Origin of the sequence: Streptomyces sp. DvalAA-43 (assembly GCF_900091725.1) — a bacterium.
Taxonomy (GTDB): Bacteria; Actinomycetota; Actinomycetes; order Streptomycetales; family Streptomycetaceae; genus Streptomyces; species Streptomyces pulveraceus.
In genome coordinates, this window is sequence record NZ_FMBW01000044.1 from 549,732 (window position 1) to 565,791 (window position 16,060).

General features: G+C 70.6%; 7 protein-coding genes and 1 pseudogene. All 8 read left to right on the forward strand.

What is annotated here, in order from left to right:
* The first annotated feature begins 257 nt into the window (after positions 1 to 257).
* Positions 258 to 1,532, forward strand: a complete 1,275-nt coding sequence (locus GA0115234_RS19300; RefSeq protein ID WP_093543255.1) for an extracellular solute-binding protein — start codon at positions 258 to 260, stop codon at positions 1,530 to 1,532.
* A 21-nt stretch (positions 1,533 to 1,553) separates the two neighbouring features.
* The gene (locus GA0115234_RS19305) at positions 1,554 to 2,573 is read left to right on the forward strand and encodes a carbohydrate ABC transporter permease (protein ID WP_093543256.1); all 1,020 of its coding nucleotides are present in this window, start codon (positions 1,554 to 1,556) and stop codon (positions 2,571 to 2,573) included.
* The gene (locus tag GA0115234_RS19310) at positions 2,570 to 3,448 is read left to right on the forward strand and encodes a sugar ABC transporter permease (RefSeq protein WP_093543258.1); all 879 of its coding nucleotides are present in this window, start codon (positions 2,570 to 2,572) and stop codon (positions 3,446 to 3,448) included. The genes GA0115234_RS19305 and GA0115234_RS19310 overlap by 4 nt, the downstream gene beginning before the upstream one ends.
* Positions 3,449 to 3,630: 182 nt before the next feature.
* Positions 3,631 to 5,358, forward strand: coding sequence for a glycoside hydrolase family 13 protein (locus GA0115234_RS19315; RefSeq protein WP_093543259.1), 1,728 nt, complete (start codon positions 3,631 to 3,633; stop codon positions 5,356 to 5,358).
* Complete coding sequence (locus GA0115234_RS19320) at positions 5,343 to 6,449, forward strand: LacI family DNA-binding transcriptional regulator (protein WP_370804530.1); 1,107 nt, start codon at positions 5,343 to 5,345, stop codon at positions 6,447 to 6,449. The genes GA0115234_RS19315 and GA0115234_RS19320 overlap by 16 nt, the downstream gene beginning before the upstream one ends.
* 409 nt (positions 6,450 to 6,858) lie before the next feature.
* A pseudogene (locus tag GA0115234_RS19325) lies at positions 6,859 to 8,253 on the forward strand (alpha-amylase family protein); the annotation flags it as partial.
* Between the two features lie 199 nt (positions 8,254 to 8,452).
* Positions 8,453 to 13,777, forward strand: a complete 5,325-nt coding sequence (gene pulA / locus GA0115234_RS19330; protein WP_093543261.1) for a pullulanase-type alpha-1,6-glucosidase — start codon at positions 8,453 to 8,455, stop codon at positions 13,775 to 13,777.
* 190 nt (positions 13,778 to 13,967) lie between these two features.
* Positions 13,968 to 16,004, forward strand: coding sequence for an ATP-binding protein (locus GA0115234_RS19335; RefSeq protein WP_093543263.1), 2,037 nt, complete (start codon positions 13,968 to 13,970; stop codon positions 16,002 to 16,004).
* Positions 16,005 to 16,060 lie beyond the last annotated feature (56 nt).

A 16,060-nucleotide genomic window follows, 5' to 3' on the forward strand; every position in this document is an offset into this window, starting at 1 on the left:
TGCAAGGACTTGCGGTGCGGGTTTGCGGACGGCGGTCGGATCGTCGCACCGCACGGGCCGAGGGCCGTGGCCCGCCGCTGCCAGGGCGAGGCGTCCGTCGTCAAGGGGCTTGACGGCAACCGTGAGGACACGCGAATGTAACGATCGTCGGTGCTTGCAGAAATCTTCCGCAAACTCTTTCGGCCTTCTTTCATCCTTGTTACGTTCACGTCGACCCGGCGCCGCGACGGAGCGGTACGGCAGTTGAAGGAGTTCAGATGCGACGTGGCATAACGGCCACCGCCCTGGTCGCGGCCCTGGCGTTCGCGGCGACCGCCTGCGGCAGCGGCAGCGAGTCCGACGGTACGAGCAAGAGCTCGGGCGAGCTCTCCGGCACCGTGACGTGGTGGGACACCTCCACCGCGGGCAGCGAGGACAAGGTCTTCAAGAAGATCGCGGAGGGCTTCACCAAGAAGCACCCCAAGGTCCACGTGAACTACGTCAACGTGCCCTTCGGCGACGCGCAGAACAAGTTCAAGAACGCGGCCCAGGCCGGCTCCGACGCCCCCGACGTCATCCGCTCCGAGGTCGCCTGGACCCCCGAGTTCGCCGACCTCGGCTACCTGGCCCCGCTCGACGGCACCGCCGCGCTGAAGAACCCGGACGACTTCCTGAAGCAGGCCGCCGCGTCCACCAAGTACAAGGACAAGACGTACGCGGTGCCGCAGGTCATCGACTCCATGGGCATCTTCTACAACAAGAAGATCTTCAAGGACGCCGGGGTCGAGGTCCCCACGACCGTCGACGAGCTGAAGACCGTCTCCAAGAAGATCAAGGACAAGACCGGCAAGACCGGTATGTACCTGCGCGGTGACGACGCCTACTGGTTCCTCTCCTTCCTGTACGGCGAGGGCGGCGACATGGTCGACGCGTCCACCAAGTCCGTCACCATCGACAACCCCGAGGGCGTCAAGGCGATGAAGGTCGTCAAGGACCTCGTCGACTCGGGTGTCGCCAAGACCGACGCCACGGACGGCTGGGAGAACATGCAGGCGTCCTTCAAGGACGGCAAGGTCGCCATGATGATCAACGGCCCGTGGGCCGTCGCCGACACCTTCGCCGGCAAGGAGTTCAAGGACAAGGCCAACCTGGGCATCGCCCCGGTCCCGGCCGGCTCCGCCGCGCAGGGCGCCCCGCAGGGCGGTCACAACCTGGCCGTCTACGCGGGCTCGAAGAACCTCGAAGCCTCCTACGCGTTCGTCGACTACATGACGTCCACGGAGACCCAGGCCGAGGTCACCAAGGAACTGAGCCTCCTGCCGACCCGCACCTCCGCCTACGCCCGCCAGGACGTCGTCGACAACGAGATCGTCGGCTTCTTCAAGCCCGTCGTGGAGACCGCCGTCGAGCGCCCCTGGATCCCGGAGACCGGCAGCCTCTTCGCCCCGCTCGTCACCGAGTACACCAAGGTCCTCACCGGACAGGCCACGCCGGAGAAGGCCGTCAAGACGACCGGCGACTCCTACCGCAAGCTCCTCAAGGGCTGGAAGTAACCCAGGAAGGCAGGCCGGCTGATGGCTGTCCACACCAGCCAGTCGGTGGCGAAGGCCGCGGGCGACGACGTCGTCGCCCGCGGCCGGAGCCGCGGCACTGGCAACCCACCCCGACCGGGCAGGCTCCGGCGGGCGCTGTCGACCCACTGGTACGCCTGGACCATGGTCGCCCCCGTCGTCCTCGTGATCGGCGTGATCATCGGGTATCCGCTGGTCCGCGGCATCTACCTGTCGCTCACCGACGCCAACGAGCGCAACGTCGAACGGTCCATCGGCGTCAACCACATCCCCGCGTCGTACAAGTTCGTGGGTCTGGACAACTACGCCGACGTGCTCACGGGCAACGAGTTCCTCGGCACGCTCGGGTGGACCCTGGTGTGGACGGTCTCCTGCGTGACGGTCACCTTCGCCCTCGGCATGGCGCTCGCCAACATCCTCAACCGCAGGATCGCCGGGCGTTCCGCGTACCGGATGGCGCTCATCCTGCCCTGGGCCATCCCCGGCTTCGTCTCCGTCTTCGCCTGGCGCTTCCTCTACAACGAGGACCGCGGGCTGCTCAACAAGATCCTCTCGGGGTCCGGCTTCGACGGCGTCCCGTGGCTCAACGACCCGACCTGGGCGAAGATCTCCGTCATCGCCGTCAACGTCTGGCTCGGCGTGCCGTTCATGATGGTCGCCCTCCTCGGCGGGCTCCAGTCCATCCCCAGCGAGCACTACGAGGCCGCGGAGATGGACGGCGCGAGCGCCTGGCAGCGCTTCCGGCACATCACCCTGCCCGGACTGCGCCCCGTCTCCACGACGGTGATCCTGCTCTCCACCATCTGGACCTTCAACATGTTCCCGGTGATCTTCCTGCTGACCAGCGGCGGACCCGGCGACGCCACCCAGATCCTGGTGACGCAGGCGTACAAGTTCTCCTTCGAGATCAGCCCGCGCGACTTCGCGCTCTCCTCCACCTGGGGCGTGCTGATCCTCGTACTCCTGATGGTCTTCGCCGCCGTGTACCGGCGAGTCCTCCGCACCCAGGGAGATGACTGGTGACCACGGCCCCCGCCCCCTCCGCGCGGCACTCCGCGTCCAAGGTCCGGCTGCGCGGCGAGCGTTCGCCGCTGGCTTCCACCGCGCTGCACCTGACGCTGATCGTCGCGTCCGTGATCGCCGTCTTCCCCGTGCTGTGGGTGCTGCTCACCTCGCTGAAGCCCGCCGCGTACGCGACCACCACGGACTTCTTCAGAGAGACGACGTTCGAGAACTACACGAACCTCCTCCAGAACACGAAGTTCCTCACCTGGTTCGGCAATTCGCTGCTCATCGCCGGGCTCACCACCCTGGCCGGCGTCATCGTCTCCGCCTCCACCGGCTACGCCGTCAGCCGCTTCCGGTTCCCGGGCAAGCGCGGGCTGATGTGGACGCTGCTGATCACCCAGATGTTCCCGGTCGCCGTCCTCATCGTGCCGATCTACAACATCATGGCGACCATGGGGCTGCTCAACCAGCCCGCCGGTCTGGTCATCACCTACCTCACCATCTCGGTGCCGTTCTGCGCCTGGATGATGAAGGGCTTCTTCGACACCATCCCGCGCGAGATCGACGAGTCGGGCCAGGTCGACGGCCTCACCCCGTTCGGCACGTTCTGGCGGCTCGTCCTGCCGCTCGCCAAGCCCGGCCTCGCCGTCACCGCGTTCTACTCCTTCATCACCGCATGGGGTGAAGTGGCGTACGCCTCCGCCTTCATGGTCGGCGAGGACAACCTCACGCTCGCGGGCGGACTCCAGCTGTTCGTCAACCGGTACGGGGCCCAGTGGGGCCCGATGACCGCCGCGTCCGTGCTGATCGCGATACCCGCGGCCCTGGTCTTCCTGTTCGCGCAGAAGCACCTCGTCACCGGCATGTCCGCCGGAGCCGTCAAGGGCTGACCCAGCACGCCCCGCACGACCCGCACGCACCACGTCACGGCGGTCCGCAGGTACCCCGGGGAACCGGATTCCCCACCACAACCGACCACGCCCCCGGTCCGGGCCGATCCCGCACCGGGGCGGTCGCCGGTGTTCCGACCCGGTCCCGGCGCCGCTTCCCACCCCGACACCTCAGGGACGACATGACCCAGCACCTCGCTGCCCCCTCCACCGGCACGTCCGGCGACGCTCCGGCCCACCAGACCGGCTGGTGGCAGGACGCGGTGATCTACCAGGTCTATCCACGGAGCTTCGCCGACGGCAACGGCGACGGCATGGGCGACCTCGCCGGCGTACGCGGCAGACTCCCGTACCTCAAGGACCTCGGTGTGGACGCGGTCTGGCTCAGCCCGTTCTACGCCTCCCCGCAGGCCGACGCGGGCTACGACGTCGCCGACTACCGAACCATCGACCCGATGTTCGGCACCCTGCTGGACGCCGACGCGCTGATCCGGGACGCCCACGACCTGGGCCTGCGGATCATCGTGGACCTGGTGCCCAACCACTCCTCGGACCGGCACGAGTGGTTCAGGCGCGCCCTCGCCGAGGGTCCTGGCTCCGCGCTGCGCGAGCGCTACCACTTCCGCCCCGGCAAGGGCGCGGACGGCGAACTGCCGCCCAACGACTGGGAGTCCATCTTCGGCGGCCCGGCCTGGACCCGGACCACCGACCCGGACGGCACCCCGGGCGACTGGTACCTCCACCTCTTCGCGCCCGAGCAGCCCGACTTCAACTGGGAACACCCGGCCGTCGCCGACGAGTTCCGCTCGATCCTGCGCTTCTGGCTCGACATGGGCGTCGACGGCTTCCGGGTCGACGTCGCCCACGGACTGGTCAAGGCCGCCGGTCTGCCCGACCTCGGCAGCCACGACCAGCTGAAGCTGCTCGGCAACGACGTCATGCCGTTCTTCGACCAGGACGGGGTGCACGAGATCTACCGTTCCTGGCGCATCATCCTCGACGAGTACCCCGAGAAGAAGGGCCCCGGAGGGCCCTCGTCGGAAGGGCGGTGGTGGGCCACGGGCGGGCGCATCCTCGTCGCCGAGGCCTGGACCCCCACCGTCGAGCGCACCGCCAACTACGTGCGCCCCGACGAGATGCACCAGGCGTTCAACTTCCAGTACCTCTCCACCGCCTGGGACGCGGCCGAGCTGCGCAAGGTCATCGACACCTCGCTCGACGCGATGCGCCCGGTCGGTGCCCCCACCACCTGGGTGCTCTCCAACCACGACGTGACCCGGCACACCACCCGGTTCGCCAACCCGCCCGGCCTCGGCACCCAGATCCGCACCGCCGGCGACCGCGACCTGGGCCTGCGCAGGGCCCGCGCCGCCACCCTGCTGATGCTGGCGCTGCCCGGCTCCGCCTACGTCTACCAGGGCGAGGAACTCGGCCTGCCCGACGTCACCGACCTGCCCGACGAGGTCCGCCAGGACCCGTCGTTCTTCCGCGCGGAGGGCCAGGACGGCTTCCGCGACGGCTGCCGGGTGCCGATCCCGTGGACCCGCGACGGCAGCTCGTACGGCTTCGGCGACGGCGGCAGCTGGCTGCCCCAGCCCGAGGGCTGGGGCGAGCTGAGCGTCCAGGCGCAGACCGGCGAGGAGGGCTCCACGCTGGAGCTGTACCGGTCCGCGATCGCCGCCCGCCGGGCCCACCCGGGGCTCGGCGCCGGAGCCTCGGTGGAGTGGCTGGGGGCCCCGGAGGGGCTGCTGATCTTCGCCCGCCCCGGCTTCGTCTGCACCGTCAACACGACGGGCCGCCCGGTGCGCATCCCGGTGCGCGGCAACGTCCTGCTGTCCAGCAGCCCGGTCGTCACCGACGGCGCCGAGATCGAGCTGCCCGCGGACACCACGGTGTGGTGGACGGTGTGACCGTCCCCCTGCCCAGGGCCTCTCTGCCGGACGAGCCCGGCAGGGCCCGGAAGGGAGGCCCCGGGACCGGCGGTGCGCCGAGACTCTCGGACATCGCCGGTCAGGCGGCGGTCAGCGAGGCGACCGTCAGCCGGGTGCTCAACGGGAAACCGGGCGTCGCGGACCCCACCCGTCAGCGGGTGCTCGCGGCGCTGGACATCCTCGGCTACGAACGTCCCGTACGGCTGCGCAGGCGCAGCGCCGGGCTGATCGGACTGGTGACGCCCGAGCTCACCAACCCGATCTTCCCGGCGTTCGCGCAGGCCGTGGAACAGATGCTGGCCGGGCACGGCTACACCCCGGTGCTCTGCACCCAGCTGCCCGGCGGCGCCACCGAGGACGAACTCGTCGAGCAGCTCGTCGAACGCGGCGTCGGCGGGATCGTCTTCATCTCCGGGCTGCACGCCGACCTGTCGGCCGACCCGGTCCGGTACGCCGCGCTCACCGACCGCGGCGTGCCGTTCGTCCTGATCAACGGCTACAACGAACGGATCAGCGCCCCGTTCGTCTCGCCCGACGACGCCGCCGCCGTGCGGATGGCCGTCGGGCACCTCGCCGACCTCGGCCACAGCCGGGTCGGCCTGGCGATCGGACCACAGCGCTATGTGCCGTCCCGCCGCAAGCGCGAGGGGTTCCTCGACGCCGCGGTGGGGCTGCTGGGGCTGGACCGTGCCGAGGCCGAACTCCTGGTCTGCCCCACGCTGTTCAGCGTCGAGGGCGGCCAGGTCGCGGCGGGGGCGCTGCTCGACCAGGGGTGCACGGGCATCGTCTGCGGCAGCGACCTGATGGCGCTGGGCGTGGTGCGCGCGGCCCGGGAGCGCGGGCTCGGCGTGCCGCGCGACGTGTCGGTGGTGGGCTTCGACGACTCGCAGCTCATCGCGTTCACCGATCCGCCGCTGACGACGGTGCGTCAGCCCGTACAGGCCATGGCGGCGGCGGCGGTGAGCGCCCTGCTGGAGGAGATCGGCGGCAGCCCGGTACAGCGTACGGAGTACGTGTTCCAGCCGGAGCTGGTGGTACGGGGATCCACCGCGGCGGTCCGGGGGGTCTGAGGCCCGCGGGGCCGGTCCGGGCGTACAGGAGAGGCACCGGGAGTCGGCCCTGAATGGGCCGGCGGGGAGTGCGACTCCGGGTGCCTCTCTTGTCCGTGACCGGCCCGGCCGGCCGGGCGCGTGGGGTCCGGGGTCGCCGGAACCCCCGGCCGGCCGGACCGGAGTCGGGAGAAACGTAACAGCGCTGCAATGTTTTGCGAAAGACCTTGCAGAAAGAAAACTGCCGTATTTCCTGGATGTGAGCGGACGGTGTCCAAGGGGTTGACCGGGGACTGACGGGCTCGTACGGTCTGCGTCGCGGCAAGGTTTGCATTCTTGCAGCAAGAACCTTCAGGAGCCTTGAAGGCAGGGCGCGTTGCCATGTGAGGCTGCACCGTCACCCGCATTTCCCCCCACAGCAGGAGGAAACATGGCACGCAGACCACTCTCCGCGGCGCTCGCCCTGGCGGCGGGCGCCGCCGCCCTCATATCCCCGGCCACCACCGCCCAGGCCGCCGCCCCCGGCGACAAGGACGTCACCGCCGTCCTCTTCGAGTGGAAGTTCGACTCCGTGGCCAAGGCGTGCACGGACACCCTCGGCCCGGCCGGCTACGGCTACGTACAGGTCTCGCCGCCCCAGGAGCACATCCAGGGCAGCCAGTGGTGGACCTCGTACCAGCCGGTCAGCTACAGGATCGCCGGACGGCTCGGCGACCGCGCCGCCTTCGCCGCCATGGTCGGCACCTGCCACGCCGCGGGCGTCAAGGTGGTCGCCGACTCCGTCATCAACCACATGTCGGCCGGATCGGGCACCGGCACCGGCGGGTCGTCGTACACCAAGTACGACTACCCCGGCGTGTACTCCGCGGCCGACATGGACGACTGCACCGCCCAGATCACCAACTACCAGGACCGCGCCAACGTCCAGAACTGCGAACTCGTCGGCCTCGCCGACCTGGACACCGGCGAGGACTACGTACGCGGCCGGATCGCCGCCTACCTCGACGACCTGCGCTCCCTGGGCGTGGACGGCTTCCGCATCGACGCCGCCAAGCACATGCCCGCCGCCGACCTGGCGAACATCAAGTCACGGCTGAGCGACCCGAACGTCTACTGGAAGCAGGAGGCGATATACGGGGCGGGCGAGGCCGTCCAGCCCGACGAGTACACCGGAACCGGCGACGTCCAGGAATTCCGTTACGCCCGCAGCCTCAAGCAGGTCTTCGACAACGAGAACCTCGCCTATCTGAAGAACTTCGGCGAGGGCTGGGGCTTCATGCCGTCGTCGAAGGCCGCGGTGTTCGTCGACAACCACGACACCGAGCGCGGCGGCGACACACTGAACTACAAGGACGGCGCGAACTACACCCTCGCCAATGTCTTCATGCTGGCCTGGCCCTACGGCTCGCCCGACGTCCACTCCGGCTACGAGTGGTCCGACAAGGACGCCGGTCCGCCCAACGGCGGCACGGTGAACGCCTGTTACAGCGACGGATGGAAGTGCCAGCACGCCTGGCGCGAGATCGCCTCCATGGTGGGCTTCCGCAACACCGCGCGCGGCGAGGCCGTCACCGACTGGTGGGACGACGGCGGCGACCGGATCGCCTTCGGCCGCGGAGCCAAGGCGTACGTCGCCATCAACCACGAGGGCTCCGCGCTGACCCGGACGTTCCAGACCTCGCTGCCCGCCGGAGACTACTGCGACATCCAGTCCGGCAACGGCGTCACGGTGAACGGCTCGGGCCAGTTCACCGCGACCCTGGGCGCGAACACGGCACTGGCCCTCCAGGTGAACGCCCGTACCTGCACGGGCGTCGGCACCACGGGCTGACCGGGGCGACACCGGGGGCGGGGGCATACCAGGGCGATCCCCGCAGGGCGGCGCGGTAATAGAACGGCTCACTCGCGGTGTCGGGTGAGTCCGCGCCGTCCGAGGAGACGCCCTGGTGGGCCCCCGCCCCACCCCGCCACCCGACAAGTCCGCCCACCCCGAGCCCCCACCCGCACACAAGGAGACCCAGCCCGTGTCCCGTTCCACCCTCGGACGGGGAGCCGTCGCCGCACTCTGCGCGGCGCTCCTCCCCGTCGTCCCGGCGGCAACCGCGTCGGCCACGTCGAGACCCCCGGGCCCGCCCTCGGACGCCAGGCTGGCCGCCGAACCCGCCCGTCACGACCTGACGCGCGAACAGTTCTACTTCGTCATGCCCGACCGGTTCGCCAACGGTGACACCTCCAACGACCGGGGCGGGCTCACCGGTTCGCGCCTGGAGACCGGGTACGACCCCACCGACAAGGGCTTCTACCAGGGCGGCGACCTCAAGGGCCTGACCGACCGGCTCGACTACATCAAGGGCCTCGGCACCACCGCCATCTGGCTCGCCCCGATCTTCAAGAACCGCCCCGTCCAGGGCACCGGCAAGGACGCATCGGCCGGCTACCACGGCTACTGGATCACCGACTTCACCCAGGTCGACCCGCACTTCGGCACCAACGCCGACCTGTCGAAGCTGATCGACCGGGCCCACGGCAAGGGCATGAAGGTCTTCTTCGACGTCATCACCAACCACACCGCGGACACCGTCGACTACGCCGAGCGGACCTACGGCTACCGGCCGAAGGGCGCCTATCCGTACCTGGACAGGGACGGCCGCCCCTTCGACGACGCCAAGGGCCTGGCGAAGGTGGGCACGGACTCGTTCCCGTACACCCCCAAGAACACCGGGACCGCCGGGGCCAAGGTCCCCTCCTGGCTCAACGACCCGACGATGTACCACAACCGGGGCGACTCGACCTTCGCCGGGGAGTCCGCCACGTACGGCGACTTCTCCGGGCTGGACGACCTGTGGACCGAACGGCCCGAGGTCGTCTCCGGCATGGAGAAGATCTACGAGAAGTGGGTCAGGGACTTCGACATCGACGGCTTCCGGATCGACACCGTCAAACACGTCGACCTGGACTTCTGGACCCAGTGGGCGACGGCCCTGGACACCTACGCGGCCAAGCACGGCCGCGAGGACTTCTTCATGTTCGGCGAGGTCTACTCCGCCGACACCGCGATCACCTCGCCCTACGTCACCCGGGGCCGGCTCGACGCGACGCTCGACTTCCCGTTCCAGGAAGCGGCCCGCCAGTACGCCTCGCAGGGTGCCCCGGCCTCGAAGCTCGCCGCCGTCTTCGGCGACGACTACCGGTACACCACCGACAAGGCCAACGCCTACGAGCAGGTCACCTTCCTCGGCAACCACGACATGGGCCGCATCGGCACGTTCCTGAAGCAGGACAACCCGAAGGCGGACGACGCCGAGCTGGTCAAGCGCGCCGGACTCGCCAACGAGCTGATGTTCCTCGGCCGCGGCAACCCCGTCGTCTACTACGGCGACGAGCAGGGCTTCACCGGCGCGGGCGGCGACAAGGACGCCCGCCAGACCATGTTCGCCTCCAAGACCGCCGACTACCTCGACGACGACGAGCTGGGGACCGACCGCACCCACGCCACCGACGCGTACGACACGAAGCACCCCCTGTACCGCACCATCGCCGCGCTCTCCGCACTCACCCGGAAGAACCCGGCGCTGCGCGACGGCGTCCAGACCGAGCGCTACGCCGAGGGCTCCGTCTACGCCTTCTCCCGCACGGACCCCGAGAAGCCCGACGAGTACCTGGTAGCCGCCAACAACGGCACCGCCCCGAGGACCGTCGAGCTCCCCACCGCATCCCCGAACACGAACTTCCTTACCCTGTACGGTGGTTCGGGCACGGTCCGCAATGGCGCCGACCGGAAGATCACCGTCACCGTCCCCGCCCTCTCCAGCCTCGTGCTGCGCGCCGAGAAGCCCCTGGGCGCCCCGGCCACCAAGCCCTCGATCACGCTCACGGCGCCCGCCGCCGGAGCCACCGGGACCGTCGAGCTCTCCGCCGACGTCGACGGCGGGCAGCTGAACCGGGTCGTGTTCGCCGCGCAGACCGGCAACGGGAAGTGGGCCACGCTCGGTTCCGCCGACCACGCCCCGTACCGCGTCACCCAGCACCTGGACGGCAAGGTGGCGGCCGGCACACCGCTGCGCTACAAGGCGGTCGTCGTCGACCGCACGGGCCGCACCGCGAGCGCCCTCGCCACGAGCACCGCCGGACAGGCCCCCGCCGAGCCGAAGCCGGTGGCCGTCCAGCGCGACCACGCCGTCGTCCACTACCGGCGCGCGGACGGCGACTACGACGGCTGGAAGCTCAGGTCCGGCGACACCACGGCCGCCTTCACCGGGCGCGACGCCTACGGGGCCTTCGCCTGGCTGAAGCTCGACGAGGACGCGTCCACCGTCCCGTACACCGTCGAGAAGGACGGCACCGCCGACGGACCGCAGCGCACCGTCGACCTCGCGCGGACCGGACAGGTCTGGATCGGGCAGGGCGAGGACGGCCAGGCCGACACGGCCCCCGACGGCGCCTACCCGCCGCAGGACACCACCAAGGCCGTCCTGCACTACTACCGTCCCGACGGCGACTACGACGGCTGGGGGCTGCACACCTGGACCGGGGCCAAGGACCCCACCGACTGGGCCAGGCCCCTCCAGCCGGCGAAGAAGGACGCCTCCGGCGTCACCTTCGAGGTGCCGCTCACCGACGGCGCCACCTCGCTGAGCTACATCCTGCACAAGGGCGACGAGAAGGACCTCCCCAGCGACCAGTCGCTCGACCTCACCACCTACGGGCACGAGGTCTGGACGCTCGGCGCCACCCCCGGCTACCTGCTGCCCCAGACCGGCGGCGTACCCACCCCCGACCTCTCCGGGGCCGAGGCGCAGTGGATCGACGCCGACACCGTCGTATGGAAGGTGAAGACCACCGGCGCCACCAGCCAGCAACTCGTCTACGCGAGGAACGGCGGCATCTCCGTCGTCGACGGCGCACTCTCCGACGAGGGCCAGTGGCTGCGGCTCACCCCCTCCGCGCTCACCGACGCACAGAAGGCGAAGCACCCGAACCTCAAGGACTACCCGGCGTTCACCGTCGACGTCCGCGACCGCGACCGGGTCCGTGAGGCCCTGCGCGGCCAGCTCATCGCCACCCAGCGCGCCGCCAACGGCGCCCTGCTCGCGGCCACCGGCGTACAGAGCGCGGGCGTGCTCGACGACCTGTACGGCAGGCACGCGGCCACCGCAGCGCTCGGCCCGGTCTTCGACCACCGCGGCCGCCCCACCCTCTCCGTCTGGGCGCCCACCGCCCGGACCGTCGCCCTCGAACTCGACGGGAAGAACGTCCCGATGCGGCGCGACGACCGCACCGGCGTCTGGTCGGTCACCGGACCGAGGAGCTGGAACGGCAAGCCCTACCGGTACGCCGTGAACGTCTGGGCGCCCACTGTCCGCACGATGGTCACCAACAAGGTCACCGACCCGTACTCCACCGCCCTGACCACCGACTCCGCCCGCAGCCTCGTCGTCGACCTCGACGACCCGAAGCTGGCGCCGAAGGGCTGGTCCGGGCTGCGGAAGCCCGCCGCCGTCCCGCTGCGCGACGCCCAGATCCAGGAGCTGCACATCCGCGACTTCTCGATCGCGGACCGCACCTCGAAGCATCCCGGCGAATACCTCGCCTTCACCGACACCCGCTCCGACGGGATGAAGCACCTCAAGCTGCTCGCCGACTCCGGCGCCTCCTACGTCCATCTGCTGCCCGCCTTCGACATCGGCACCATTCCCGAGAAGAAGTCCGCGCAGCGGAAACCGGCCTGCGACCTCGCCGTGTACGCCCCCGACTCCCAGGAGCAGCAGGCCTGCGTGGCGAAGGCCGCCGCGAAGGACGGCTTCAACTGGGGCTACGACCCGCTGCACTACACCGTCCCCGAGGGCTCCTACGCCTCCGACCCGAACGGCACCCGGCGCACCGTGGAGTTCCGGCAGATGGTGCAGGGGCTGAACGGCGCCGGGCTGCGGACGGTCATGGACGTCGTCTACAACCACACCGTCGCCGCCGGCCAGGACGACAAGTCCGTACTCGACCGGATCGTGCCCGGCTACTACCAGCGGCTGCTGGACGACGGCACCGTCGCCACCTCCACCTGCTGTGCCAACACCGCCCCCGAGAACACCATGATGGGCAAGCTGGTCGTCGACTCGGTCGTCACCTGGGCCAAGGAGTACAAGGTCGACGGCTTCCGCTTCGACCTGATGGGCCACCACCCCAAGGCCAACATCCTCGCCGTCCGCAAGGCGCTCGACGCCCTCACGATCGCCGAGGACGGCGTCGACGGGAAGAAGATCATCCTGTACGGGGAGGGCTGGAACTTCGGCGAGATCGCCGACGACGCCCGCTTCGTCCAGGCCACCCAGAAGAACATGGCCGGCACCGGCATCGCCACCTTCTCCGACCGGTCCCGCGACGCCGTCCGAGGCGGCAGCCCCTTCGACGAGGACCCCGGCGTACAGGGCTTCGCCACCGGCCTCTACACCGACCCCAACTCCTCGGCCGCCAACGGCACGAAGGCCGAGCAGAAGGCCCGGCTGCTGCACTATCAGGACCTGATCAAGGTCGGTCTCACCGGCAACCTCGCCGACTACACCTTCACCGACTCCACCGGGAACACGGTCAAGGGCTCCGGCGTCGACTACAACGGCGCCCCCGCCGGATACGCCGCCGCCCCCGGCGACGCCCTCGCCTACGCGGACGCCCACGACAACGAATCGCTCTACGACACGCTCGCCTTCAAGCTCCCGGCGGGCACCTCGGCGGCCGACCGGGCCCGGATGCAGGTCCTGGCCATGGCGACGGCCACCCTCTCGCAGGGCCCCTCGCTCTCCCAGGCGGGCACCGACCTGCTGCGCTCCAAGTCCCTGGACCGCAACTCGTACGACAGCGGCGACTGGTTCAACGCCCTGCACTGGGACTGCCGCGACGGCAACGGCTTCGGCCGCGGACTGCCGCCGGCCGCCGACAACGAGCCCAAATGGTCCTACGCGAAGCCGCTGCTGGCCGATCCCGCGCTCCGTCCCGGCTGCGCGCGGATCAACGGCGCCTCCGCCGCGTACCGGGACCTGCTCACCATCCGCGCCACGGAGCGGGACTTCGGTCTCGCCACCACCGGGCAGGTGCAGTCCGCCCTGTCCTTCCCGCTCTCCGGGAAGGCCGAGACACCGGGCGTGATCACCATGCGGCTCGGGAAGCTGGTGGTCGTCCTCAACGCGACCCCCGGCACCGTGCGCCAGACGGTCACCGCACTGGCGGGCAAGGGGTACGCACTCCATCCGGTCCAGGCTGCGGGCGCGGATTCTACTGTCAAGAAGTCCACCTATGAGGAGAGTTCGGGAAGGTTCACCGTTCCGGGACGTACGGTGGCGATGTTCTCCCGGAACTGAGCCAGGACAGCGCTAGGTTGGGAGGCAGCAAGCCGTCGGGGAATGCCGCAGCACCGCACCCCCGGCGCGCCCTCCCACCCCCCGGCCGGTCCCGGCCCCTCTCCGGTACGCCAGGCGTCCTCGTGTGCCTGCGCCGTACGGGAACCAGGGGCCGGGGCCGGCCGGTCCACCTGTTTCGGCGACGGTGACCATGGCGAGCAACATCCCCGAGGAGACAAGCAGCTTTGTCGGACGGAAAGCGGAACTTGCCAGGCTGGAACACACCCTCGCCACGCACCGGCTGACCACGCTCACCGGCAGCGGCGGTGTCGGCAAGACCAGGCTCGCCGTCCGCGCGGCCCGGCAGTCGGCATCCGCCCACCGCGACGGCGCGTGGTGGGCGGACCTGTCACCGCTCCACGACGACGGACTGCTCATCGCGACCGTCTCCGACGCGGTCGGACTCTCCGACCACACCCTGCGCATGCCCATCGACGCGCTGTGCGAATGGCTCGTCGACAAGGAGATGCTGCTGACCCTCGACTCGTGCGAGCATCTGCGCCACGCCTGCGCGCACCTGCTCGGCGAGATCCTCACGACGTCCCCCGGCCTCACCGTGCTCGCCACCAGCCGACAGCGCCTGGACATCAGGGGCGAGCAGGTCGTCGAGGTGGATCCGCTGCCCGTCGAGGGCGCGGCCGACGCGCTGACGCTGTTCCGGGACCGGGCGGCCGCCTCCGCCCCCGGACTCGCCCTCGACGAACCGGGGAACGCCGAGGCCGCCGCCGAGATCTGCCGCCGCCTCGAAGGCATTCCGCTCGCCATCGAACTCGCCGCCGGAGCCCTCGGCCGGGACACCGTCGAACAGGTCGCCGCACGGATCAGGTCCCGCTTCGAGGTACCGGACGACACCTCGCTCTGGCCGCCACGCCACCGCACCCTGCGCACCGCCATCGGCTGGAGCCATGAGCTGTGCGCCCCCCTGGAACGGCTGCTCTGGGCCCGGCTGACCGTCCTGCGCGGGGACTTCGACGAGGCCGTGGCCCGCGAGGTCTGCGCCGGGGGACCGCTCACCGCGGACGGCGTGAGCCGGGCGCTGAACGGCCTGGTCGCCAAGTCCGTCGTCGCACGCGACGGCGCACGCCACCGGATGCTCGACACCATCCGCGAGTACGGCCGGATGTGGCTCGCCGAACTCGGCGAGGAACGGGCCGCCGCCGACCGGCACGCCGCCTGCTTCCTCGGCCTGGCCCGCAACGCCCACGCGGGCTGGACCGGTGACGACCAGATCAGCTGGTACCACCGCATCGCCGAGGCGCACGCCGACCTCTGCGCCGCCCTCGACCACCTGCTGGTCCACGACACCGCCGCCGCCCAGGAGATGGCGGGCCGGATCGGCTTCTTCTGGTGCTGCTGCGGCCATCTCCCGCAGACCCGCGAGTACGCCCGGCGCGCCCTGGCCGCCGGACCGGCCGAGGGCCCCCACCGCACCCGCGCCCTGTGGGTGCTGGGCATCACCGTCATGCTCCAGGGCGACTACCCGGCCGCCCGCAGGCTGGGCCGGGAGTGCAGCAGGGCAGCGGCGCGCGACGGCACCGACGAGGGCATCCTCGCCGCCGCCTATCTGTGCGGCCTCACCCATCTGATGACCGGCCGCCCCGAGGCGGGCCTCCGGGAGGTCGACCGGGTCCTGCGCTCGACCGGGACCGCCACCCCGCTGGAGCGGGCCTACCGGCTGCGGTGCCGGCTCATCACGGTCTTCGCCCTGACCGGGCTCGGACGGCTGGACGAGGCGGCGGAGGCGGCCGCGGTGCTGCGCGCGTCCTGCGAGGCCCTGGACGAGTGCTGGACCCGCAGTTACGTCGACTACCAGCTCGCCCTGATCGCCCTGCTCCAGGGCGACGCCGAATCCTCCGCCGTCCACGCCCGCTCGATGCTCGCGGGCAAGCACCGCATGCGCGACAGCTTCGGCATCGCGCTCGGCCTGGACATCCTGGCCGCGGCGATCGCCGCCCAGGGCGCCGGTGCCCGCGCCGCCCGGGTCTACGGCACGGGCCAGGTGTACTGGCACATGGTCGGCCACCCGCAACGCGGCACCCCGGAGCTGGGACCACTGCGCGAGGCGTGCGAACGCCGGGCCCGTGAGGCCGTCGGCGACGCCGCCTACCAGCGGGCCTTCGAGCGCGGCCGGGCGGACAACGCGGAGGTGGGCCTGGCGGCCGCGCTCCAGGGCGAACTGCTCATGTAACGCGAGCCGGACGGGCGTTACGCCGGGTCCGGGAAGCCCGCCGTACGCCCGGCGGG

Bases quoted from the DNA above. Each gene is read 5' to 3' on its own strand.
- GA0115234_RS19315 (WP_093543259.1), top strand. From the start codon at position 3,631: ATGACCCAGCACCTCGCTGCCCCCTCCACCGGCACGTCCGGCGACGCT.
- GA0115234_RS19305 (WP_093543256.1), top strand. From the start codon at position 1,554: ATGGCTGTCCACACCAGCCAGTCGGTGGCGAAGGCCGCGGGCGACGAC.
- GA0115234_RS19335 (WP_093543263.1), top strand. From the start codon at position 13,968: ATGGCGAGCAACATCCCCGAGGAGACAAGCAGCTTTGTCGGACGGAAA.
- GA0115234_RS19300 (WP_093543255.1), top strand. From the start codon at position 258: ATGCGACGTGGCATAACGGCCACCGCCCTGGTCGCGGCCCTGGCGTTC.